The organism is Rhizobium sp. SRI_017, assembly GCF_057586295.1.
Window position 1 is genome coordinate 1 of the sequence record NZ_JBYCZP010000021.1, and the last position, 22,489, is coordinate 22,489.

Annotated in this window: 20 protein-coding genes; 10 read left to right on the plus strand and 10 right to left on the minus strand. The window is 60.1% G+C overall.

The genetic code is table 11. From position 1 onward, the window contains the following. Together AC2YI2_RS30125 and AC2YI2_RS30130 are read left to right on the plus strand one after the other, a co-directional pair. Window positions 1-439 (plus strand): IS5 family transposase (locus tag AC2YI2_RS30125; RefSeq protein WP_487390229.1); only part of this gene is annotated, 439 nt, incomplete at its 5' end. Between the two features lie 234 nt (window positions 440-673). Next, window positions 674-2,620 (plus strand): methyl-accepting chemotaxis protein, encoded by a 1,947-nt coding sequence (locus AC2YI2_RS30130; RefSeq protein ID WP_487390230.1) that lies wholly within the window; start codon window positions 674-676, stop codon window positions 2,618-2,620. 549 nt (window positions 2,621-3,169) lie between these two features. Here AC2YI2_RS30130 and AC2YI2_RS30135 read toward each other — a convergent pair. The 5 genes from AC2YI2_RS30135 to AC2YI2_RS30155 form a co-directional block, all read right to left on the minus strand. Continuing rightward, complete coding sequence (locus AC2YI2_RS30135) at window positions 3,170-4,177, minus strand: ABC transporter ATP-binding protein (protein ID WP_487390231.1); 1,008 nt, start codon at window positions 4,175-4,177, stop codon at window positions 3,170-3,172. Between the two features lie 39 nt (window positions 4,178-4,216). After that, window positions 4,217-5,047: a carbohydrate ABC transporter permease gene (locus AC2YI2_RS30140; RefSeq protein ID WP_487390232.1), complete on the minus strand. Its 831-nt coding sequence runs from the start codon at window positions 5,045-5,047 to the stop codon at window positions 4,217-4,219. Next, window positions 5,044-5,967: a carbohydrate ABC transporter permease gene (locus AC2YI2_RS30145; RefSeq protein ID WP_487390233.1), complete on the minus strand. Its 924-nt coding sequence runs from the start codon at window positions 5,965-5,967 to the stop codon at window positions 5,044-5,046. Before AC2YI2_RS30145 ends, AC2YI2_RS30140 begins: the two co-directional genes overlap by 4 nt. A 63-nt stretch (window positions 5,968-6,030) precedes the next feature. Further along, window positions 6,031-7,293: an ABC transporter substrate-binding protein gene (locus tag AC2YI2_RS30150; protein WP_487390234.1), complete on the minus strand. Its 1,263-nt coding sequence runs from the start codon at window positions 7,291-7,293 to the stop codon at window positions 6,031-6,033. A gap of 53 nt (window positions 7,294-7,346) precedes the next feature. Beyond that, window positions 7,347-8,633 (minus strand): glycoside hydrolase family 30 protein, encoded by a 1,287-nt coding sequence (locus AC2YI2_RS30155; protein WP_487390235.1) that lies wholly within the window; start codon window positions 8,631-8,633, stop codon window positions 7,347-7,349. A 203-nt stretch (window positions 8,634-8,836) separates the two neighbouring features. Between AC2YI2_RS30155 and AC2YI2_RS30160 the strand changes: the two genes are divergently transcribed. Further along, window positions 8,837-9,955 carry an ROK family protein gene (locus AC2YI2_RS30160; protein ID WP_487390236.1) on the plus strand — a complete coding sequence of 373 codons (1,119 nt, stop codon included), beginning with the start codon at window positions 8,837-8,839 and terminating at the stop codon, window positions 9,953-9,955. Window positions 9,956-10,067: 112 nt separating this feature from the next. On the opposite strand, the gene AC2YI2_RS30165 is transcribed toward AC2YI2_RS30160, so the two are convergent. The 5 genes from AC2YI2_RS30165 to AC2YI2_RS30185 all read right to left on the minus strand — a co-directional run bounded on the left by AC2YI2_RS30165 (window position 10,068) and on the right by AC2YI2_RS30185 (window position 14,777). Next, a complete protein-coding gene (locus tag AC2YI2_RS30165) occupies window positions 10,068-10,313 on the minus strand; it encodes a MoaD/ThiS family protein (protein WP_487390237.1) in 246 nt (81 codons plus the stop codon). Between the two features lie 9 nt (window positions 10,314-10,322). Then, on the minus strand, window positions 10,323-12,575 hold the full coding sequence (locus AC2YI2_RS30170; RefSeq protein ID WP_487390238.1) for a xanthine dehydrogenase family protein molybdopterin-binding subunit: 2,253 nt from the start codon (window positions 12,573-12,575) through the stop codon (window positions 10,323-10,325). A 2-nt stretch (window positions 12,576-12,577) separates the two neighbouring features. After that, the gene (locus AC2YI2_RS30175) at window positions 12,578-13,054 is read right to left on the minus strand and encodes a (2Fe-2S)-binding protein (RefSeq protein WP_487390239.1); all 477 of its coding nucleotides are present in this window, start codon (window positions 13,052-13,054) and stop codon (window positions 12,578-12,580) included. Beyond that, entirely contained in the window at window positions 13,054-13,914 is an 861-nt protein-coding gene (locus AC2YI2_RS30180) for an FAD binding domain-containing protein (protein ID WP_487390240.1), read from the minus strand. Before AC2YI2_RS30180 ends, AC2YI2_RS30175 begins: the two co-directional genes overlap by 1 nt. Window positions 13,915-14,018: 104 nt before the next feature. Continuing rightward, complete coding sequence (locus AC2YI2_RS30185) at window positions 14,019-14,777, minus strand: GntR family transcriptional regulator (protein ID WP_487390241.1); 759 nt, start codon at window positions 14,775-14,777, stop codon at window positions 14,019-14,021. A gap of 138 nt (window positions 14,778-14,915) precedes the next feature. Between AC2YI2_RS30185 and AC2YI2_RS30190 the strand changes: the two genes are divergently transcribed. The 7 genes from AC2YI2_RS30190 to AC2YI2_RS30220 all read left to right on the plus strand — a co-directional run bounded on the left by AC2YI2_RS30190 (window position 14,916) and on the right by AC2YI2_RS30220 (window position 22,418). After that, on the plus strand, window positions 14,916-16,574 hold the full coding sequence (locus AC2YI2_RS30190) for an amidohydrolase (RefSeq protein WP_487390242.1): 1,659 nt from the start codon (window positions 14,916-14,918) through the stop codon (window positions 16,572-16,574). A gap of 2 nt (window positions 16,575-16,576) precedes the next feature. Then, a complete protein-coding gene (locus AC2YI2_RS30195) occupies window positions 16,577-17,716 on the plus strand; it encodes an ABC transporter ATP-binding protein (RefSeq protein ID WP_487390243.1) in 1,140 nt (379 codons plus the stop codon). Beyond that, window positions 17,700-18,626, plus strand: coding sequence for an ABC transporter permease (locus AC2YI2_RS30200; RefSeq protein ID WP_487390244.1), 927 nt, complete (start codon window positions 17,700-17,702; stop codon window positions 18,624-18,626). The genes AC2YI2_RS30195 and AC2YI2_RS30200 overlap by 17 nt, the downstream gene beginning before the upstream one ends. Beyond that, window positions 18,616-19,422 (plus strand): ABC transporter permease, encoded by an 807-nt coding sequence (locus AC2YI2_RS30205; RefSeq protein ID WP_487390245.1) that lies wholly within the window; start codon window positions 18,616-18,618, stop codon window positions 19,420-19,422. The genes AC2YI2_RS30200 and AC2YI2_RS30205 overlap by 11 nt, the downstream gene beginning before the upstream one ends. A gap of 24 nt (window positions 19,423-19,446) precedes the next feature. Continuing rightward, window positions 19,447-20,481 carry an extracellular solute-binding protein gene (locus tag AC2YI2_RS30210; protein WP_487390246.1) on the plus strand — a complete coding sequence of 345 codons (1,035 nt, stop codon included), beginning with the start codon at window positions 19,447-19,449 and terminating at the stop codon, window positions 20,479-20,481. A 318-nt stretch (window positions 20,482-20,799) separates the two neighbouring features. After that, window positions 20,800-21,471 (plus strand): GntR family transcriptional regulator, encoded by a 672-nt coding sequence (locus AC2YI2_RS30215; protein WP_487390247.1) that lies wholly within the window; start codon window positions 20,800-20,802, stop codon window positions 21,469-21,471. A gap of 95 nt (window positions 21,472-21,566) precedes the next feature. Continuing rightward, window positions 21,567-22,418 carry a transporter substrate-binding domain-containing protein gene (locus tag AC2YI2_RS30220; RefSeq protein WP_487390248.1) on the plus strand — a complete coding sequence of 284 codons (852 nt, stop codon included), beginning with the start codon at window positions 21,567-21,569 and terminating at the stop codon, window positions 22,416-22,418. Window positions 22,419-22,489: the final 71 nt, after the last annotated feature.

A 22,489-nucleotide genomic window follows, 5' to 3' on the forward strand; every position in this document is an offset into this window, starting at 1 on the left:
GGCGCTCGGCCGCTCGCGTGGCGGGTTCACGACGAAAATCCACGCCAAGGCGGACAATTCGGGCGGCATCATCGCGTTCGACCTGACCGGTGGCCAGGTGGCGGACACGACCCGCTTCGAGACCCTGCTCGACATAGGGCCGGACATCACCCCCCGCGCCGCGCTGGGCGACAAGGGCTATTCCAGCAAGGCCAATCGCGCCGCCGCCCGGGCTCGCGGCATTGCCCCGGTGATCCCTCACAAGGCCAACGAGAAGAACCCGCCCACCTTCTTCGCAAGGACGCTCTACAAGGCTCGCGCCCGCATCGAACAGGGCTTCGGGCGGCTCAAGCGCTTCAAGCGCGTCGCCCTGCGCTGCGAAAAGACCGCACGGAACTTCCGATCCATCGTCAGCTTCGCTGCCGGCCTATGCTTGATCAAATTCGTCCACACTGCCTAGCATGCCCCTGGTCATTCGTACGGGCCACATTTCTTGCCGGAAGAAATTCTTCCTGAGCTTGGCATTTGTCATTTCCGGTCCAGCTAATATGTAAAATATTAACAACTCCGGTTCATTTTTTTCTAAAGATCGTACGGCTTGTTAACCAGTAACCCGTTCGACTGCAGCTTCGCATGCATCATCTACGATTGATCGGACCAATTGCCAGTGGCATTGGCGAACGGAGAACTATTGATGTCCAGACCCACTATTCGCACATCCTTGATTTCAATGTTCGCCGTCTTCATTGTGCTCCTCGTCGCGATCTCGACTTTGTCGTTTTCGACGATGTCAAAGATGCATGGCAATACCACTGTGGTCGGCGAGGATAAGCTCCCGAAAGTCGTCGTGCTCGGTGAGATCAAATTCAATTTCAATCTTCTGCGTGCGGCCACGGCCAGGCAATTGCTGGCTGTTTCCCCCGCAGAAATTACAGCTGAAAACAAATTTACCGCCGACATCGAAACGATCCTTGATGCCGATATGGCAAAGCTTCAGTCGATGTTGAACACGGAGCGCGGCAAAACACTGTTTGCCGCAATAGACGCGGAGACGCACAAATATCGGACGATGCGTGACGAGTTGGTGATTGCGAAGCGTGACACCGGAAAGCTGGACGAAGCCAAGACAAACCTGCGTGGACCTCTGAAGAAGCAAACAGAGGCGGCCAACAAGGCCATTGACGAACTGGTGCAATTCAATCTCGAGCTGACCGCCGTCAACTTGGCCGAAAGCAAATCCAGCTTTCATAGTGCATTGTGGATCGTTCTGGCTTCAGCTTTCAGCGCGATTGGGATCGCCCTCGGCTGTGCAATCTATGCCGTACGAGGCATCTCCCGACCGATCTCTCGCATTACAGGGGCAATGGCGGGCCTCGCAGCGGGCGACACCGCGTCGGAAATACCCTTCGCTGGTAGGGCCGACGAAATCGGCGCGATGGCGGCGGCGGTGGAAGTGTTCCGCAACAACGCCATCAACAATGCGCGCCTCGAAGAGGAGGCGGTCGCCAACCGCAGCGCGACAGAGGCCGGCCGCCTCGCAGAGCAGCAGCGGATCGCGCGGGAGGCCGAGCAGTTGCGGATCGCGACGTCCTCGCTTGGCGAAAACCTGAAGAGGCTTGCCGGCGGCGACTTGACCTGCCGCATCGACACTCAGTTTGCCACCGACTACGAGCCGCTGCGGACCGATTTTAACGCCACGGTCGATCAACTCAGCCAGACAATCAGCGCCGTCTCGATTGCCGTCCAGAACATGGATAGCGGTACCCGAGAAATCGCCGAAGGAACCAATGATCTTTCCAAGCGTACGGAACAGCAGGCCGCCGCGCTTGAAGAAACGGCTGCCGCGCTTGAGCAGATCACGGCCAATGTATCTAGTTCGAGCAAGATGACCGACGAAGCACGCAACGTCGCGCAGGCTGCCAACAAGAGTGCGGCTCAGTCTGCCGAAGTGGTATCTCATGCTGAAGAGGCTATGGGCAGGATTGAGGAGAGTTCGCAGCAGATCTCCAACATCATCGGTGTGATCGATGAAATTGCGTTCCAAACCAATCTCTTGGCCCTGAACGCCGGTGTCGAAGCGGCACGGGCGGGAGAAGCGGGCAAGGGGTTTGCTGTTGTGGCGCAGGAAGTGCGCGAGCTTGCCCAGCGCTCGGCCCAAGCCGCAAAGGAAATCAAGGGATTTATTCAGAAGTCCACCACTGAAGTGGAGAGCGGCGTCACTCTGGTTCGCAACACCGGTGTTTCTCTGAAAGCCATCGGCGATTATGTCACTGAAATCAACAAACATATGCAAACGATCGCCACATCGGCACAGGAGCAGTCGACGGGTCTTTCGCAGGTCAATGTCGCCGTCAATCAAATGGATCAAACGACACAGCAGAATGCGGCCATGGTCGAAGAGTCGACCGCTGCCGCAGCGTCTCTTGCGCAAGAGGCGGCGAAGTTGCGCGATCTCGTCGCTCAGTTCAAGCTCGAGCAGAGTGCCGACCAAACTCGGGTATTGCGCCAGACCGCCGTTGCTATGGCACGCCCGGCACCTTCGCAGGTAGCCAAGACATCCGCCCCGCTGGTTCGAAAGCCGACAAATCATGTGGCCGCTGGCAATCTGGCTGCCAAGAGTGACGAGTGGCAAGAGTTTTGATTCTTTGCGAGCCGCCTCGTTGTCGGGGGAGGCCGCCTCTCGTCGCCCAGCATTCCTGCATGGCTTTCCTTCGAACTGCGTCAATCATACCTTGGTGAGTTGGCGCATCCGATGGCCAAAGCTGCGTAATAGGCAGGAGGTGCCGGCGACGTCTCAACGACGCTTTCTTGCGTCGCGATTGAGGGCTTGATGGTTCGAATCTCATTCTCCAAATGCCCATGCACGCAACGTCACAAAATGCCATGCGCATGTCTGGGTTGGCCCGCCATCCGGACGGGCCAAGCGTGGCGCCGAACCAAATAGCGATGGCGGGGTCGGAGGATCTGCTCCCCTCAAGACCTCGCAGTACTCGCACCGAAACGCGGAAATAATTTCCGCATCTTGCCGATGGGCAGGGCAGCCGTCGGGCCAGCTCAACTCCGGTGTTCTCCGGTTCGACTCCACTCATCTGCCATCATATTTCTGCGCCACGCAACGTCTGCCGAATACCAGCGAGATTTGCAGTGCGGGCGGCCTCGCCATCGGACGAGGCCGTCCGCGGCAGTCGGACTAGGAGGAGGGTCCGGCCACCCTTCGACCGTCCTGGTCGAAGTAATGCCCGTGGCCGTCCCTCGGTGACATCTTCAACTGGTCGCCAGGCTTCAGTGCAGGCGTCCCGACCAGTCGAAGGGTCAGATTGCCGACTTCCGAATCCAGGTAAGCAATCGCTTCGTTGCCAAGTTTCTCCACAACTCTGACAGTGGCGCTCCATGTCCCGGCGTCGCCGACATCCAGATGTTCCGGCCGTATTCCGATGGTCGCCACACCCATCGCCTGCGCGGCCGCGCCCTTGATCAGGTTCATTTTGGGCGAGCCGATGAAGGTCGCGACGAATTCGGTCTCCGGCTTCTCATAAAGCGTCAACGGATCGCCGATCTGTTCGATACGGCCTGCGTTCATGACGACGATCTGGTCCGCGAGCGTCATGGCCTCGACCTGGTCATGCGTCACATAGATCATCGTCGCTTTCAGTCTTTGATGGAGCTCGGCCAGTTCGACCCGCATTTGCCCGCGCAGTGCGGCGTCGAGATTCGACAAAGGCTCGTCGAATAGGAACACCTTGGGATCGCGGACGATCGACCTGCCGATCGCCACGCGCTGGCGCTGGCCGCCTGACAGTGCCGAGGGCTTGCGATCGAGCAGCTTCTCGAGCTTCAAGACCCCAGCGGCATAGGCCACCCTCTTCTCCCGCTCCTCCTTCGGCATTTTGGCCAGCCGTATGCCGAAATCGATATTCTGGCCGACCGTCATGTGCGGAAAGAGCGCGTAGGACTGGAAAACCATCGATATCCCGCGCTTCGAGGGCTCCTCATGCGTCACGTCGGTGCCTCCGATCGCAATGGAGCCGCGCGTCGGCTGCTCAAGTCCGGCGATCATTCTGAGCAGGGTCGACTTTCCACATCCCGATGGCCCGACAAGGACCGTGAACGAACCATGCGGCACATTCAGGTTGAGGTCCGGGATTATCTCAAGCGCACCGAACGTTTTGTTCAGCGAACGAATTGTCACGTCAGTCATGCCGATATCCTCCGATTGGCAAGGTTTACATTTCGACCATCAACCTTTGACCGCTCCTCCGGTCAGACCTGCCACGATGTATTTCTGCGCGGCGAAGAAGAAGGCGATGGACGGCAGGATGGTCAGGGTGATGAAGGCGAGCGTCCTGTTCCACTCGACAAGATACTCACCCCGGAACTGCATCATCCCGAGCGGCCAGGTGAACAGGTCGCGCGAGTTGACGACCACCAGGGGGAGCAGGAAGTTGTTCCAGCTCGAGACGAATGCGAACACGCCGACGGTCGCGAGAATTGGCGTCGAAAGTGGTAGCGTGAACCGCCAGAAGAACCGGATGTAGCCACATCCCTCGACATAGGCCGCCTCGAACAACTCCTTCGGCAACTGCTCGAAAAAGGTCTTGAACAGCAGGATAGAGAGAGACAATCCGAAGGCGGTCTGCGGCAGGATAACCGCCCAGGGGGAGTCGAGCAGGCCGAGGTCCCGCACCTTGATGAACAGAGGCAGAATGGCCGTGGCGAACGGAAAGACCAGGCCAAGGAGCAGATAGGACTGCAGATAGCGCGCGCCGAAGAACCTGATCTGCGCGAACACATAGGCCGCCGCGGCCCCGACAATCAGAGTGAGCATCACCGTAATCGAGGAAATGAGCAGCGAATTGCCCATGTAACTCCAGAAGGACGGGGCAACGACCAGGTCCGAATAAAATTCGAAGTGCCACTCTCGCGGCATGCCGAAAGGATTGACCCGAAGTTCGCCATTTGTCTTGAAGCCCCCCAGAAAGGTGGCGGCCATCGGCACGAGAACAAAGGCAGAGGCCGCGAGGAGTGCCGCCCAGCGGCCGGCACGCGCCAGATGTTGGTTCGCATTCATCGACGTGCTTCCTTGTTGAGTTGAGTTTGATAAAGAACCGCCACGGCAACCGCCGCCAGGAACAGAAGCACGCCCACGGCGCTGCCGTATCCAATCCGCAGGCGGACCAGGCCGAAGCTGTAGAGATAGGAGACAATCGTGTGGGTCGAATTGGACGGACCGCCACCCGTCAACGGCATCACCACGTCAAACAGCTGCAGAGCGCCGACCACTGCGAAGAAGCCGCTGACGACGAGGGCCGGCTTGATTTGAGGCACGAGGACGTGGCGGACGACCGCCGCCCGACCCGCACCCTCGATCTTGGCGGCCTCGACGAGTTCCTCGGGAACGCCCTGCAAAGCGGCGATGTAGATCATCATGTGGAAGCCGAAATACTTCCAGATGACGACAATCGTGATCGCGAGGAATGCCCAGTTCGGGTCCGCCAGGATGAACACGGGGTCCAGCCCCAGATAACGGAAAAGCCCGGCCGCAAGGCCAACCTTGCCATCGAAGACGAAGCTCCAGATCAGTCCCGACGCGATCTCCGCCAGAATGAAGGGCACGAAGAATATCATCCGAAACGCGGTATTGGTCGGCGTCTTGCGATAGATGAGGAGTGCCAGACCGAGTGCCAACGGAATCTGTATGCAGATCGAGACCGCCAGGACGATCACCGTATTGAGCAGCGATCGATAGAAGACGGGGTGATGAAGCACTTGGATGTAGTTCTGCAGTCCGATGAACTCGGTGGGGGAACCGTAGCCGTTCCATTTGAAGAAGCTGTAATAGCCTGCGTCCAGCAAAGGAAGGATCACGAACAGCGTGAAGAGAAGGAGAGCCGGGGGCAGCATTAGGAGGATGGCGGGAAGCCGGCCATCGCTGAGGCGCGGCCATGTGGCAAAGCGCGTGGCTGGCCCGACGGAAACATCATGTTCCATGGCATTGATCTCCAGGTGATGGGACATTGGAGCGGCCGAGGCATGGCTCGGCCGTCCGTATTGTCAGCGATTGGCCCAGGCATCCTGGATCGCGGCCGCGGCATCCTCAGGCGTCGTGTTACCTTGCGCCAGGTCAGCGGAGAGGTCGTTGAACGTCGCGCCAACATCCGCGCCAAGGGCCTGATCGAGGAACACCTGGTGGAAAGTGGACAGACCGAGTGCCGCCGAAATCTGCGCGTAGAAGGGATTGGACAGCCCCTTCTCCGCCCCAATTGCGACCGGGATGAAGAAGCCCTTGGCGGCGGATTCGGTCTGAATTTCCTTGCTGGTGAAAAACTTCAGGAAATCCACGGCCTCGGGCTTGGCACCTGTGGCGACGGCCCAGCCGTTGATGCCACCGAATGTGTCGGTCGGCGCACCTGCACCATCCTTGACCGCAGGGAACCGGACAAGCGCGAGATCGGAATCCGGGATGCCCTTGCCAGATGTCGAATTCTGCTTCGAGGTTGCGTAGTCCCAATCGCCCATGAGGTGGAACACCGCAGTTCCGTCGCCAAACATGCCCGATGCCTGTTCGAAGGTCGTGTCCATGAAGCCGGCCTGGAAAGGCTGAAGATCGACGAGGCGCTTGAATTCTTCGCCTGCTTTGACGAAGGCGGCACTGTTAAAACCGTCGCCCTGGCCGGTCATGGCGTCGGCGAAGCCCTTTTGACCTGCTTCGCGAACCGCGAGATAGCCGTAGTAGAAATGAAGAGGCCACTTGTCCTTGCCGCCGGCGACGATCGGCGTGATCCCGGCGGCCTTGGCTTTCTTGACGGCGTCGAGGAAATCGTCCCAGGTCTTGATCGCGGCCGGATCGATACCTGCCTTTGCGGCCAGCGGTTTGTTGACCCAGAACGCGACGTCGCTCGCGTTGATCGGAACGCCGTACACCTTGCCATCGATGGTGAAGGCATTGACGCCGGCCGGCGACAGGGACTTCGCCCATTCGCCGGTCATCTCGGGACTGATGTCCTGTAGAAAGCCTGCCGCTGCCTGGTCCTTGAGGACGCCCCCACCCCAGCTGTAGAATATGTCGGGCTTCTCGTCGGATTGAAGCAAGGTCGGCAGCTTCTGCTTGTAAGCTTCGTTCGCCAAATATTCGAAGACGATGTCCACGCCGGGATGCTTGGCTTCGTATGACTTGGCGACGTCTTCGTTGAAGGCTTTCTCGGCCGGGGGTGTCTCCGCCCGCAGGATTTTTACCGTTACCTCGGCATGCGCCATCTGGATGGAACCAAACAGGCTCAGAACGAGCGCGGTCGTCGATAGGGTCAGTCTCTTCATTTTCTCCTCCTCAGGGGTTGGTCTTCAGGCGTGGGCCGCGCGGGACGATCCCGTCAGGCCCGGTTGGTCAGGGTTGCGAAGGATTTCGGGGGCAAGCGCACAACCCAGGTCGAACCGCCGAGCTCGACGCGAACGTCGCGCTCGCTTGCCAGCGGGTTTTGGAGCACTGCGACGTCGTTACCGTCGGAGGTGCGAAACATCATGGTGTTGGCGGCCCATATGCCGACGGTTTCGAGAACCGACGAGCCTTGGCGGACAAAGCCCGCGAGGTGCCGCATGAGATGGTATTCGGGATTGGCGACAACGCCGCCCGTGGCTGGATCGACGCAGAAGAGACTGTTCTGCCGCCAGCCCCATGTGCTCACGCCGCCCGCTTCAAGCACGGCGTTCCAATAGACATAGGCTTCCGCGCCGTTCGAAAGATAATGCTGGATGAGGTCGAACACGTAATGGGCGTATGCCCATTCGTTTCTTCCATCGCCGCATTCGTTTTCGGTCTGGATAATGGGTAGGTCCGGCGCTGCCTGTCGGGTCCGCTGGACGGCCCCCTTGCCTGCCCACTGGAAGCCCACGCCGCCGATGATACTCTTGGTGTCGGGATCGAGCAGCGTCGGCGCGACCCAGTCGTTGAAACTGCCGCGCTCGATCGTCCCCAGCCAGATTTCGGCATCGACGCCTTCAGAGAGGAATACCGGTGCCAGATCATCGCGGATGAAGTCGCGCATCCGTTCGCCAGTCCAGCAGCAGGATGGAAACTTCTGGTCGGAATCAGGTTCGTTCTGGACATGCAGCGCGTCGATATCGATGCCCAGCGCCTTGTAGGCCTGCAGAAACCTGGCGAGGTAAAGCGCATAGGCCTTCCGGTGTTCATCGCGCCAGATCAGGCGGCCGTGATTATAGGCCTTGCGGTCCTTGAGCCATGTGGGCGGGCTCCAGGGGGATGCGAAGAGGTCGAAATCGCGGCCATGCGCGTTCCTTGCTGCTTCGAGGTAGGGAAGCAGATGGCGCTTGTCGTGGTCGATGGAGAAATGCTCCATCGACAGGTCGCCATCGGTTTCGTTGTGGCTGTACCAGCTTTCCGCATAGTCGCTGGCCCCGATCGGAAGGCGGCAATAATGGAAATCAAGGCCGGATGGCGAAAAGAGCCGTTCGAGGACTGCCTGTTGTTCCGCCTCGTCGACGGACTGTAAGGCGATCCATCCGAGCTCGTTGAAACACACGCCGAAACCACGGAAGCGCGGTGTCAGCACATCGCGAGACCTGACTTCTGCCTGGCCTTCAGCAGGACGGCATTCACCGTCCACCCAGGAGGCCTGGCTGGTTGAAACTTTGAACTGCAATTGATCCTCCATGCGCGGCAAGGCCCTCGAGCCGCCGCGGAATGTCCCGTGGCGCTTCCGCGCCCTCGAAATCCCCACTCCTGAGGAGTCTATAGCAGCCTCGGGAGCGCATTACAATACTTAATTAATTTAATGAAGTAAGTTTGACGATGTACAAGACCTGCTATTCGTGAGAAATCGACGGCGAACAAAGCGGTGACTGAATGCACGGAAAAGGCGACCCGACCAGCGCGAGAAAGGCCAATGGCCGCTTCCTTCTCGACCTGCTTCGCCGAGAAGGCACATTGAGCCGGGTGGAACTGGCCCAGGCGACGGGCCTTTCCGGTGCTGCCGTTAGCATGCTCATTGCTGAGCTGATCGAGGAAGGGCTGATCACCGAAGGCCCGCAGCAAAAGAGCTCCGGGGGACGGCGTCCCATTTCGCTGCAGATAGATTATGCCAGCCGGCTTTCGATCGGCGTGAAGATCATGTCTCGTTCCATCGAGGCCGTTCTGACGGACCTGGCGACCAATCCGATCCGTTCCGCGACCGTCACGATCTCTGAACCCGCCCCCGACATCATTGCCGCCGCTTGCCGCCAGATCGTCGCTGAACTGGTCCCGGATGCGACCGAGCGGAATCGAAAGCTGATCGGCATGGGCATGGGCCTGCCGGGACTGATCGATAGCGAAGCCGGCATATGCCTGAAATCCCATCGCTTCGGCTGGGACATGCTGCCGATTGCATCGATCGTTGAAGCAGCGGCAGGCGTGCCGGTCTGGATTGACAACGATGTCAACGCCTATGCGATTGCCCAGCAATTGTTTGGCCATGGCCGGACGCATCGGTCCATGGCGGTTTTCGTTGTCGGGACTGGCCTGGGGGCAGCTTTGATCTGCAATGGCCAGATCATCCGAGGAACCCGCTTCGCGGCTGGAGAAATTGGATTTTGCCGTGATCCAAATGAAAGCGCCGACAAACCGAACTGGGGCGAGCGGTTTTCCGAGCCTGCGCTGATCGACACTTGGCAACGCATTGGGGACGGCTCCGATCTTTTGGAGGCTGCTACGGTGTCAAATCCGGACGCACTCCGATTCCTTGAAGTCGTGGGCCGCGAGATGGGCGAGCGGATCGCCAATCTGGCTGCATTTATCGATCCGGAATTGGTGATCGTTAGCGGAGAAGCAATTCGCTTGGGTCCGGCTCTGACTGATGCGATCCGTATCGGTTTCGAGCGCCAGTTTCCACTCACGAAGCCAGAGCTCACAATGGACTGGCAAAGCGACTACTGGACCAGAGGCGCAGCTTCGCTCGTCGTTCAGGGGTTCTTTTCCCAAACTTAGTTCGCAACCGTCTTCGTGGCGCTGGACCCGCCAGTTCGATTCCAATCAAAGGCGTCGGAAGTTGAAGCGGTGAAGGGTTGATCGGTTTGCTGACCAAAGCTGGGCGATGCCTTCAGCCACCCGTCAGTCTCGGCAGCAGATAGATTTCCGCTCCGATCGGCAGTTCCTTCGACCACGTGTCGCGATAGATTGTTCCGTCGATTGCCACCGCGACCCCGCGATCCATGAGGGGCTCGAGCCCAGAGAACCGTTCGCTCAACCTCTTGAACAGTTCCCTGATATCTCTTGCCTCGATCTCGACCGTGCTGTTGCCCTCAGCGGCTGCCGCAAGAGAACCCCAGAGCGTTACCTCGACCATCTGGCCTCCTCAAGCTTCTAGCGCTGCCAGGATTCGCGGCGGCGACATTGGAATATGTTGCATGCGCACGCCCACGGCATTGGATACGGCATTGGCCACGGCCGCGAGCGGGGGGACGATCGATGTCTCCCCGACGCCGCGAACTCCATAGGGGTGATTGGGATTTGGGATCTCCAGGATCTGCGTGTCGATCATCGGCAGATCCGAGCATATGGGAATACGGTAGTCGAGGAAGCCCGCATTCTGCAGTCTGCCGTCCTTGCCGTAGATATACTCTTCGTTGAGTGCCCAGCCAATGCCTTGCGCGGCGCCACCCTGGTACTGTCCTTCGACATAGGTCGGATGGACGGCTTTGCCGGCGTCCTGCACCACGGTGTAGCGCAAGACCTTGGTGCCCCCCGTTTCGGGATCCACCTCGATATCGCAGATGTGGGTAGCGAAGGACACGCCGGCGCCATCGGCCACGAGTTCGCTGTGCCCGGCGATCGGGCCACCGGTGGTACCAGACGCGGCCGCAATCTCCTTCAAAGACAGATTTGGAAGGTTTCCGTGTGTGTCACCGTTGGCGACGGCACGGCCCTTTTCCCAGGCCACGTCTTCGACGGGAATGTCCCACATCTGCGCCGCACGCTCGCGGAGGATTTTGATTGCGTTGCGGGCGGCGGAAATGGTGGCCATCGAGGATGAGAAGGTTCCCCGGCTGCCGTCGGTCATGTCATTGTAGCCGAGACTTGACGTGTCGGCGATCACCGCCCTGACATGCGCGTAGTCGATCCCGAGTTCCTCTGCCGCGACCAGCGACAGCGACGCCCGCGAACCGCCGACATCCACTGTGCCAACCGCCAGTGAGACCGTGCCGTCCATGCCGATATTCAGGTCGACACATGTCTGGCCCCCAAAGTTGAACCAGAAGCCACACGCCATACCACGCCCCTGGTTCTTGCCGAGGGGTGCCTTCATGTGCGGGTGGTTCTTCACGGCCTCCAGGGTCGGGCCAATGCCGATCGGGCCATAGACGGGTCCATACGATGCCCTGGTTCCTTCCTGCGCCGCATTCCGGATACGGAAGTCCACCGCATCCATGCCGACCTTCTTGGCAAGCTCGTCGATGGCGCTTTCGACCGCAAACGCTGCCATTGGTGCCGAAGGCGCGCGGTATGCTGCGGTTTTCGGCCGGTTCACCAGCACCTCATATCCGACGGTCCGGACATTTTCGAGCCTGTAGCAGGCGAAGGCCGTCATGGCGCCGACCTCGGCCCAAGCGCCGGCATAGGGGCCGCAGGAATAGCGCAGCGTCGCTTCGGCGGCGACGATGGTTCCGTCCTTCAATGCGCCGATCTTCACGTCGATCGACGTAGCGCTTGTAGGGCCCGATGCGCGGAACACTTCGTCACGCGTCATCACCAGCTTGACCGGCCTGCCGGCCTTGCGCGACAGCGCGAGCGCGACCGGCTCGGCCCAGACATGGGTCTTGCCGCCAAAACCGCCGCCGATTTCAGACGATGTCACGCGCAGCTTGGAGGCGTCCATGCCGAGCAGTTGTGCGCAATGCTGGCGATAGACAAAATGGCCCTGCGTGCAGACCCACAGATCCGCCGTGCCATCCGAACTGACATTGGCCACGCAGGCGTGGGGCTCAATGTAACCCTGATGCGTCTGTTCGGTCTTGAAACTCCGCTCGACCACGAGGTCGGCCCTCGCCATGCCGGCATCGACATCGCCATGACCGAACTGGCTCCGCATGGAGACATTCGACGCGCGCTCGGGCTTGGGATCGACACCTGTCGTGATGATCGTGTCGTTGATGAGCGGGGCCCCCTCGGCAAATGCCTGGTCGACGTCGGTAACATGCGGCAGGAGTTCGTACTCGATCTCGATGAGCTTGAGAGCCTGTTTGGCGATGCGCGCATCGATCGCCGCCACGGCGGCCACGGCGTGTCCGTCGTAGAGCGCCTTCTTGCGGGCCATGCAGTTATCGAGAATGTCATACATCGCCGCGTCGCCATCGGTGAGGTCGGGCAGGTCCGCCGCCGTCAAAACCGCCTTGACGCCAGGAAGTTGCTCGGCCTTCGACGTGTCGATCTTTCGAATGATGGCATGGGCGTGGGGGCTGCGCAGAATCCGTCCGACCAGTTGTCCGGGCATATTGAAGTCCGCGCCGTAGCGCGCGCGGCCCGTCACTTTGTCGACCCCATCCGGCCGGATGGGTCGGGTGCCGACCGAGGAGAAGCTGCGTGTCGAATGGGTTGGATCGAAAGTCATGGTCATGCTCCTCTCATCACGCCTGCGGCGTCCTGGACGGCGCGCACGATCTTGTCATAGCCGGTACAACGACAGAGATTGCCGGCAAGGCCGAACCTTATTTCCTCTTCGGTCGGATCCGGGTTCTTGGCGAGGAGATCCTTGGCCGCGATGAGAAAGCCCGGTGTGCAGATTCCGCATTGCAAGGCGGCATGTTCAAGGAACTTTTGCTGCAGCGGATGAAGCTTGTCGCCCTGTGCCATCCCCTCGACGGTCTCGATGTGCCGCCCTTCCGCCTCGGCGCCGAGCACCAGACAGGAGCAAACCAGGCGGTCATCAAGAATGATGCTGCAGGCGCCGCAGTCGCCCGTTCCGCAACCTTCCTTTACGCCCATAAGTCCCAGTCGGTCCCGCAAGACGTCAAGCAGCGTTTCGTCGGGGTGACAGAGGAACTCGGCATTATCGCCATTGATTGTCGTCGAAACTGCTATCCCTGCCATCACTTCTGTCCTGCACGTTGATAGGCGGTCAGCGCGACCCGCTTGGCCAGCACTCCCGCGACTTTCTTTCGGAATTCGATAGTGCCTCGCTTGTCGTCGATCGGACGACAGGCGGCGGAACAGGCCTCGGCGAGGCGGTCCAACGTGCCATCGTCGACGCGGGAGCCGATGAGGATATCGGCGGCCTCTTGGACGAGAATCACCGTCGGTGCTGCGGCGCCAAGCGCGACACGCGCTGATTGGACGACCCCCTGATCGTCGAGGGTCAGGTGGATTGCGGCACTGACGACGGCGATGTCCATCTCGGTGCGTGGCGTGAACCGTTGATAGGCGTCTCCCGAATGTGGTTGCCGCTTGTCGAGGAGAATGGCTTCGATGATCTCGCCCGGCGCGAGCGACGTCCTGCCGGGTCCCACGGGAACCATTTCCACGGCGATCGTGCGAGAACCGGCGGGGCCTCTGATCAGAGCCTTGGCGCCAGCCGCCACCAATGCCGGCACACTATCAGCCGCCGGCGACGCGTTGCAGAGATTTCCGACTATGGTGCAGCGCCCCTGCACTTGCTTGGAACCGATCAGTTTGGCTCCCTCCACGACGCCGGGCCACGCGCGCCGAAGCGCTGCATTCTCGCCGAGGACTGCGCAAGGCACGGTGGCGCCGATGACGAAACCATCGTCGCTTTCACGGATGTGGCGAAGGGCATCTATGGCTTTGATGTCGATGATAAGGTCAGGCTCGACAAAGCCTCCCTTCATTCTCACCAGCAGATCGCTCCCACCGGCAAGAATTGCGGCTTTGCCTGACGCTTCCGCGAACAGGCCAAGGGCGTCCTCCAATGAACTCGGACGAATGTAGCGCAAAAAGTCCTCCTCGTGATAATCTTAGGGCAGAAACGAATATTGCGATCGATAGCATCCGTCGGATTCCATTCTCGGGCTCTGCAACTGCTCTATCAATGGACGTGTCACAAATTCTCTTGATTTACGGCATGTTGACGAACGCTGGTCTGTCCAGCGCCGGCATCTTCGCTCTTCTGCTTGTAGAGATCGCGAAAGTCGCGCTGCAGATTCATCATCTTGAGTATGTCGTCACGCGACAGGTTGATATGCCGGCGTGTTTCGCGGCAAGCCCGATCCATGTCGCGTGCGGCGATGGCCTCGACGATCGCGTGATGCTCGTCGCGCGCCGCCTGCCAGTCGTTGAGTTGTGTCAGTTCCATCCAGACATAGACCTGGCACTTTTCCAGCAAGCCATTCAGCATGTCGGCCAGCATGGGATTGCCGCTGAACCGCGCGATGGCGCGGTGAATCTCAAGCCCGGTCTGCAATTCTTCCAGCCGCCCGCGGGGCGTCGTATCCTGTTCGGCAAGCCGATTGCACTCGGTCACCAACCCGCGCAGCACTTCGACTTCGTCGTCGGTGATGCGCGCGATGGCAAGGCGGGTGGCGTACTCGTCAAGCTCGGCGCGTATGTCAAAAACGTTTCGTAGCATCGCTTCATCGAAATGCACGACGGCAAACCCCGTGCGCGGCCGTTCGATCACGAGCCCGTCGCGTTCCAGCCTGTTGAGCGCTTCGCGAACCGGCGTCCGGCTGACCTGCAACTGTTCTACCAGCTCGAGTTCGGTCAGCCGACTGCCCGGCGTTAGCTGGCCGGTGACGATCATCGCCTTGATCGCTTCATAGGTCGTCTGCCGCAAATGGCCGCGGGCAATTTCGTTCATCTGAACCCCGAGTGATCTCTGTGGAAGTCATCGATACCGGTTGACTCGCCGATCTGCAAGTGCATTATGTATACAAAAACGTATCCTATAATTATCGACAAAGATGTCGAAATGCGGATATCGACCAAGGGGAACTGCATGCACGCTGACATGGTCGTCACCAACGCGAGGATTCTAACCATGGATCCGGACAGACCTACGGCAACGGCCATCGCCGTTAGGGGTGGGCGGGTTGTCGCCATAGGCGATGACAGCGAAATCCAGGCACTAGTAGGCGCTGACACACGCAAGGTGGACGGTGGGGGACGCAGCCTGCTGCCTGGCTTCATCGAAGCGCACATGCATGTCTTCGGCGGCGGTGCCACCCTCAACGACCTGTCGCTGAATGGCGTTAAGGGGGATGACAAGGTCCGGCAGATAGTCCGCGACTATGCGGCCGCCAATCCCGACACCAAGGTGCTGTTCTGCCAGAGCGTCGATTACGTCATGCGCGACGGTGCGCCGATCGACCGCCATTATCTCGATTCCATCATCAGTGATCGAGCGCTCGCTTTCGTGGCCTTCGATCATCATACGCTGTGGGCCAACACCTTCTTGCTCGAGGAAGTGGGGCTGCTGCACGGCAAGGCGCTCGGTCCAGGCAACGAAATCGTCATGGGCCAGGATGGCCTGGCGACGGGTGAACTGCGCGAGGTCGAAGCCTTCGGACCGGTCGATGTCTATGCCGGCACCTTTCGTTCATCGCTGGGTCTCTCCACCGGAGGCGAGCCGCCCGAACCGCCGACGCCAGAGGAGCGGGCGATGGACCGGGCGTCGATAAGCGCTGGCCTTGATTGGTGCGCCCGTCACGGCATCACCTCAATCCACAATATGGACGGCAATCTCTACACGCTCGAGCTGCTCAGGGAGATCGAAGACGAGGGTAACCTGATCTGCCGCGTGAAGGTGCCGTTCCACTTCAAGAATTTCATGACAGTCGACATGCTGGAAAAAGCGTCCCGCATGAAGGAAGACTATCAGGGCGACTGGCTGAGCTCCGGCTTGGTCAAAGCCTTCTACGACGGCGTCATAGAAGGCTATACGGCCTATCTCGCAGGGGGCTATGCCGATCGCCCCGACTTCACCGGCGAGCCGCTCTTCACCCAGGCGCAGTTCAGTGAAATGGCCGTCGAGGCCGATCGCCGCAGCTTACAGATTGCGGTTCACTCGATTGGCGACGGCGCTGTCCATGCCGTCCTCAATGGGTATGAGGCCGCGCTCAAGGCGAACGGCGCGCGCGATGCCCGCCATCGCGTCGAGCACGTCGAGGTGATCCTGCGCGATGATATCCCACGTTTCGCCGAGCTCGGTGCAATCGCATCCATGCAACCCCCCCATCCTCCAGGGCTCATGGATTTCTCGCCGGAACCTGGCAGAACCCGGATCGGGCCCGATCGGTGGGCACTCGCCTATGCCTGGCGGACCTTGAAGCAGGCGGGCGCCCATGTCGTGTTCGCCTCAGACTGGCCGGTGGCCAGGATCGATGTCCTTGCCGGAATTCACGCCGCGGTCAATCGCACGCCGTGGGCGCCGGGCCTGCCGGACCAGAGCTTTTCGCTGCATGAAGCGATTGCGGCCTACACGGTCGAGGGCGCCTATGCGGAGCATGCGGAAGATCGCAAGGGCAGGTTGGCACCCGGCTATCTCGCCGATTTCGTTATTCTCTCCGATGACATCGAAAACGTGCCGAGAGACGCGATCAAGTCGGTTTTCCCGGTGTTGACCGTCTGCGGCGGTCGCGTGACATTCGAGGCCTGATCATGAGCGTATCGCCGCATGTTGCCTCCGCCGCCGCCCGAAAATCCGCCATCCAGACCATCGACCTGCAAAAGAGTTATGGCTCGGGCGCTGCCACCTTCCTGGCGCTCGACGACGTGTCGATCGACATTGCCGAAAACGAGTTCTTCACCCTGCTCGGACCGTCGGGTTGCGGCAAGACCACGCTTCTCAGGCTGATCGCCGGCTTCAACTTTCCTACAGAGGGCCAGATCCTGCTGCATGGCAAGGATATCGCTCCGTTGCCGCCGTTCAAGCGACCGATCAATACCGTGTTCCAGAATTATGCGCTCTTCACCCATATGTCGGTGGCGGAAAATATCGGCTTCGGCCTGAAGATGCTGGGATGGCCCAAGGCGAAAATCGCCACGCGCGTGGCGGAAATGCTCCGTCTGGTGCGCATGGAAGCGCTCGCCGGCCGGCGAACCAGCGAAATCTCAGGCGGCCAGCAGCAGCGCGTGGCACTTGCCCGCGCGCTTGCGCCACAGCCGCAGGTGTTGCTGCTCGACGAGCCGCTTTCGGCACTGGATTACAAGCTGCGCAAGGAAATGCAGGTCGAGCTGAAGCGGCTCCAGACCGAAACCGGTATCACCTTCATCTTCGTTACGCACGACCAGGAGGAAGCCCTGGCCATGTCGGATCGTATCGCGGTGATGAATCGCGGACGCGTGCTCCAGGTCGGTCGCCCGAAGGAAATCTACAACGCCCCGGTCGACAGGTTCGTGGCTGATTTCATCGGCGAATCCAATATTCTACAAGGCCAGCTCGCGGGCCCGGCAGGGACGGATGGATACCGCGTCGACATTGCCGGAACGGTCATCACCGCTTACAGCAGCGCCCCAATGCCAGACGCTGGCCCCGTCCAGGTTTTGGTCCGCCCGGAACATGTCGACGTGCTCGACGCGGCTGCGCCGGAAGCCATTCCCGCCGTCATCGAAGGCGAAGTCTTCGTCGGAACCGACACCCGTCTGCAGGTCAGACTGAAGGACGGCGCAGCCTTCACCGCGCGCGTGCCCAACAGTCCGGAACTTGAGAAGGTGAGGGCGCCAGGCACGCAAGTATGGCTGCGAATTCATGGCCATAGCGCCTGCATTCTGGGAGGCGAGGATGACCAGCATCGCTGAAATGGCCGCCGCGCGCCGGGCCGCAGAGACCCGGCGCCGATGGCTGCTCAAGGCGCCGGCCCTGCTCACCATCATTCTGGCTTCTGTCGGCCCGCTTGCCGTGATGCTCATCTTTTCGGTGATGGAAAAGGGCGCCTTCGGGGGCGTCATACTCGGCCAGTTCAGTCTCGATGGCTGGATGAACGTCTTTGTCGAGCGGGATCTCTTTGACGACACACTCATGTTGGCCGATGCCAACCTCATAATCCTCTGGCGCTCCATCAAGCTGGCGCTGGTGACGACACTGGCCACGCTGCTCATCGGCTTCCCCACGGCCTATTACATCGCGACCCGGCCCGAGCACATCCGGTCGCAATGGATGCTGCTGATCACGATCCCTTTCTGGACCAATCTCCTGATCCGCACATTCGCGATCATGGGCCTGCTGTCCAACCAGGGGCCAATCAACAATGTCCTCGTGTGGGCAGGGCTGATCGACAAGCCAGTCCAGATGCTCTTCACGGACGGCGCCGTTCTGATCGGGCTGGTCTACGTCTACCTGCCGCTCATGGTGCTGCCGATCTATGCGAGCCTCGAGCGGATGGATTTCAATCTGGTCGAGGCCGGATACGATCTTTACGCAACCCGGTTGAAGGTGCTTTGGCACATCGTCATTCCCTCCTGCAAGCCGGGCCTGATCGCCGGCTCGATCCTGGTCTTCATCCCTGCAATCGGCGCCTATGTGACACCGCGCGTCCTGGGCGGGGGCAAGAACATGATGATGGGCAACCTCATCGAACTGCAGTTCGGCCAAGGACGAAACTGGCCGCTCGGCGCAGCGCTGTCAATCTGTCTCCTCCTGATCGTGACGGTGGCCCTCGTCATCTACATGCGCGGAAGCGCGGCGAAGGAGAATGCCCATGGCCAATAGTCGCCACGCATTCGATCTCAAGGCACAACCCGGCTTCGGCATCATTGCTTGGCTGGCGATCGTCGCACTCTACCTGCCGATCCTCCTTCTCGTGGTCTTCGCTTTCAACGCGACGTCTTCGCTTGGTGTCTGGGGCGGCTTCTCGTTCAATTGGTTCGTCAAGGCCTGGCATAACGACCTGATCATCAACGCCGCCCTCTTCTCCTTGTTTCTCGCGACCGCGGCAGGCACCCTGGCGACGGTCATGGCAACCATGGCCGCGATCGCCATGACCCGGACCGGCGCCTATCGCGGGCAGACGATCTCCTATGCCCTGATCAACCAGCCACTGATCGTGCCTGAGATCGTCACGGCGATCTCGCTTCTGATCGTGTTTGCGGCGGTGAAGTCGACGACCGGCTATTCGGGCACCGGCTACCTGGTGATCGCCCACACAGCCTTCTGCATTCCCTTTGCCTATCTGCCGATCCGCGCACGGCTGGAAGGCATGGATCTGACCCTCGAAACCGCGGCAGCCGATCTCTATGCGGATGCGTGGAAGACCTTTGTTCATGTTACGCTTCCCAGGCTGGCCCCCGGCATCGTGGCGGGTTTCATGCTCGCCTTCGTCGTATCGCTGGATGACGTCGTCATCACCGATCTGGTGAAGTCCGGCGGCCAGGAAACCCTGCCGACATACATGCTGGGTCAGATCCGCCGTGACATGACCCCCGAAGTCAATGCCGCCGCCACCATGCTGCTGATCCCGTCGATTCTGCTGGTGACCGCCGTGCATCTGATCAACCGCAAAAAATAAACAACCTACAGAGGAGTGACAAGCATGCGATCCATATTGACAACCCTGACATCGGTGGCGCTGCTCGCGATGGCGAATTCAGCAGCGCTTGCCGAAGAGCCGGTCTTGAGCTTTTACAACTGGGGCAACTATACCAGTCCGGAACTGCTTGAAAAGTTCAAGAAAGAAACCGGTATCACCGTCACCGTCACGGATTATGACTCAAACGACACTGCGCTGGCCAAGGTCCGCGCAGGCGGTTCGGGTTTCGACATGGTGGTGCCCGGCGCCAACTTCATACCGATCTGGGTCAAGGAGGGTCTTCTCCTCGAATCCCGGCCGGACCAGATGCCGAACTTCAAGAATATGGATGAGCGCTGGGTCAATGTCGACTGGGATCCCGGCCGTCACTATTCGGTGCCGTGGCAGTGGGGCATGATCGGCCCGGTCGTCGCGACCTCGGTCTACAAGGGTGACATCAACACCAGCGCAATCTGGCTCGACCCGCCGGAAGAACTGAAGGGCAAGATCAATGTCGTACCGGAGAAGAATGACGTCCTTTACGCCGCGATCCGCTACATGGGTGGCACCTTTTGCACCGGCGACAAGGCGCTCCTGAAAAAAGTTCGCGATAAGCTGCTCGAAGCCAAGAAGTCCTGGGTCTCGATGGATTACGGCATCGAGAAGATGGACAGCCGCGATACGCTGGCCCAGCTCTACTACAACGGCGCCGCATTCCGGGCGCGACAGGTCAATGCAGATATAAAGCTCGGCTTCCCGAAAGAAGGTTACTCGATGTTCATGGACAGCGTTGCCATCCTCGCCGACGCCCCGCATCCGGAAAATGCCAAGAAGTTCCTGAACTTCATCATGGCGCCCGAAAACGCGGCGCTGATTTCGAACTTCGCGACTTATGCCAACGGCATCAAGGGCTCGAGCGAATTCATGCGTGAGGATATCAAGAACGCCCCCGAGCTGAACATTCCCAGCGAGCATCTGGCCGCGGCCGGCTGGCATACTGTTTGCCCAGCCGAGGTGGACGAGCTCTACACCCGTATCTGGACCGACCTCATGAAATAATGTGCGTGCCCGGCGGCGGCCATCCTCCGCCGGGCGCCCGAAACTCTGCTATACACAGGCCGCCCCAGCAGACATGCGTGACTTTCCAGCTATCAGGGTGCTCGCCCGCAACCTCCTACCCGCTCTCTACCCAGGCCGCTCGCGAGATACTGCGCGCGGGCGGCAACGCCGTGGATGCGGCCATTTGCGCAAGCGCGGCAAAGCGAGCCGTAAGTAAACGCTTACGGTGATTTACCGACTGGAGTGCTTGATGAGGTATTGACCTTGGATCGAGACAATGATTGGATATGTGGATACAAAAATATTTTTTGGTGCCGCATGCCCGCAGCCTTTTCCCCAGAGCCCCGAACATCCGCCACCGCAGAGGAGGAGGCATACCGCCATATCCAACGGGCTCTTCGCGTTGGCCGCTACAAGCCGGGCGAGCGGCTCATTCCCGAGGACATAGCAGCCGAGATCGGCATGAGCCGCATGCCGGTACGGGAAGCCTTTCGGCGTCTGGCGTCAGAGGGGCTGGTGGTTCTGCGTCCCAATCGGGGATGCGTAGTCGCGGGTCTGACAATTGACGAGCTCTACGAGATCTTCGAAATGCGTTCCGTGCTCGAAGGCCTCGCCGTGAGACTGGCGATGCCACGTATCGACGAGGATGAACTCGACGAACTCGAGAGCTTGCTCGACCGCATGGAGCGCGCCGGCAAGAGCGGCAGTAGCGACTGGGTGGTCCGCCATCAGGAGCTTCACGGCCGCATCTGTGCGCTCAGCCAAAGGCCGAAACTCATCCGCCAGATCTCAGCACTGCACGCGGTGATCGAACCCTACATGCGGATCTGGTTCGATGACATCGACAAGCCGCTTTCCGCACGAGACGAACATGCTGCACTGATCGCGGCGTTGCGCTCTGGCGATGCCCGTCATGCGGAGCAGGTGATGCAGGATCATATTCTCAGCACGGCACCGATGCTTGCCGAGTTCGTGACGCTGAGCAGGTAATGAGCGCCGGCCAGCTAAAAATGGTCTCCAACCGGCAATCAGACCGGCGCGGGCCGCGGGAACAGCTAGAACAGTCTAACAAAAGGGGAAAGCACATGAAAATTCGTCACTTGGTCGCTATGGCGGCCGTGTTCAGCGCGTTCGGTTTCGTCCAATCCGCGCCTGCTCAGGAGGCGCCTAAGGCCATAACCATCGCGACCGAGGGGGCCTATGCACCCTGGAACTTCACCACCGCCGATGGCAAGCTCGACGGACTGGAAATCGAGCTCGCCAATGATCTTTGTGCGCGGATGAAGATCCAATGCACGATCATCGCACAAGACTGGGATGGCCTCATCCCCTCGCTGAAGGTTGGCAAGTTCGACGTGATCATGGCCAGCATGTTCATCACGCCGAAGAGGCTTGAAACCATGGACTTCACGCAGCCCTACGCGGTCGATCCGTCAGGCTTCGCTGTTGCGAAGGACAGCGAACTCGGCAAACTGGGTGTTTCGGCCGACAAGTTCAAACTGGAGGACGAGGCTGCATCCACCACCGCGATCGAGGCGTTGAAGCCCTTGCTCAAGGGCAAGGTGATCGGTGTCCAGGCAGCCACGGCAAATCTCGAGTTTCTGAAGAAATACTTCGCCGACACCGTGGAAATTCGCGAATACAAGACCACCGAGCAGCATGACCTCGACCTAGCCGCCGGCCGCATCGACGCCCTGTTCGCGCAGCAGACGGCGCTGGCTGCAACACTCGCAAAGCCGGAATTCTCCAGTTTCACGCTCGCAGGCCCGGGCTTCGTGGGCGGCGTTTTCGGCCTCGGGACCGGTGCCGGTTTGCGCAAGGAAGACACCAAGCTCAAGGAGATGCTGAACGCTGCGATCGATGCGGCCATCGCCGACGGAACGATCAAGCGCATCTCGGAGAAATGGGTGAAGACCGACGTGACGCCGGTCAAGTAGGCGCGGGCGGACCCGCCCGATGGGATCGGCACTGTCGATCTCGTCGGGCGGCGCGCTGAAAGGCTTCTATT

Bases quoted from the DNA above. Each gene is read 5' to 3' on its own strand.
- AC2YI2_RS30135 (WP_487390231.1), bottom strand. From the start codon at position 4,177: ATGACTGACGTGACAATTCGTTCGCTGAACAAAACGTTCGGTGCGCTT.
- AC2YI2_RS30190 (WP_487390242.1), top strand. From the start codon at position 14,916: ATGCACGCTGACATGGTCGTCACCAACGCGAGGATTCTAACCATGGAT.
- AC2YI2_RS30195 (WP_487390243.1), top strand. From the start codon at position 16,577: ATGAGCGTATCGCCGCATGTTGCCTCCGCCGCCGCCCGAAAATCCGCC.
- AC2YI2_RS30165 (WP_487390237.1), bottom strand. From the start codon at position 10,313: ATGGTCGAGGTAACGCTCTGGGGTTCTCTTGCGGCAGCCGCTGAGGGC.
- AC2YI2_RS30145 (WP_487390233.1), bottom strand. From the start codon at position 5,967: ATGGAACATGATGTTTCCGTCGGGCCAGCCACGCGCTTTGCCACATGG.
- AC2YI2_RS30210 (WP_487390246.1), top strand. From the start codon at position 19,447: ATGCGATCCATATTGACAACCCTGACATCGGTGGCGCTGCTCGCGATG.
- AC2YI2_RS30170 (WP_487390238.1), bottom strand. From the start codon at position 12,575: ATGACTTTCGATCCAACCCATTCGACACGCAGCTTCTCCTCGGTCGGC.
- AC2YI2_RS30215 (WP_487390247.1), top strand. From the start codon at position 20,800: ATGCCCGCAGCCTTTTCCCCAGAGCCCCGAACATCCGCCACCGCAGAG.
- AC2YI2_RS30205 (WP_487390245.1), top strand. From the start codon at position 18,616: ATGGCCAATAGTCGCCACGCATTCGATCTCAAGGCACAACCCGGCTTC.
- AC2YI2_RS30160 (WP_487390236.1), top strand. From the start codon at position 8,837: ATGCACGGAAAAGGCGACCCGACCAGCGCGAGAAAGGCCAATGGCCGC.
- AC2YI2_RS30140 (WP_487390232.1), bottom strand. From the start codon at position 5,047: ATGAATGCGAACCAACATCTGGCGCGTGCCGGCCGCTGGGCGGCACTC.
- AC2YI2_RS30130 (WP_487390230.1), top strand. From the start codon at position 674: ATGTCCAGACCCACTATTCGCACATCCTTGATTTCAATGTTCGCCGTC.
- AC2YI2_RS30175 (WP_487390239.1), bottom strand. From the start codon at position 13,054: ATGGCAGGGATAGCAGTTTCGACGACAATCAATGGCGATAATGCCGAG.
- AC2YI2_RS30150 (WP_487390234.1), bottom strand. From the start codon at position 7,293: ATGAAGAGACTGACCCTATCGACGACCGCGCTCGTTCTGAGCCTGTTT.
- AC2YI2_RS30200 (WP_487390244.1), top strand. From the start codon at position 17,700: ATGACCAGCATCGCTGAAATGGCCGCCGCGCGCCGGGCCGCAGAGACC.
- AC2YI2_RS30220 (WP_487390248.1), top strand. From the start codon at position 21,567: ATGAAAATTCGTCACTTGGTCGCTATGGCGGCCGTGTTCAGCGCGTTC.
- AC2YI2_RS30185 (WP_487390241.1), bottom strand. From the start codon at position 14,777: ATGAACGAAATTGCCCGCGGCCATTTGCGGCAGACGACCTATGAAGCG.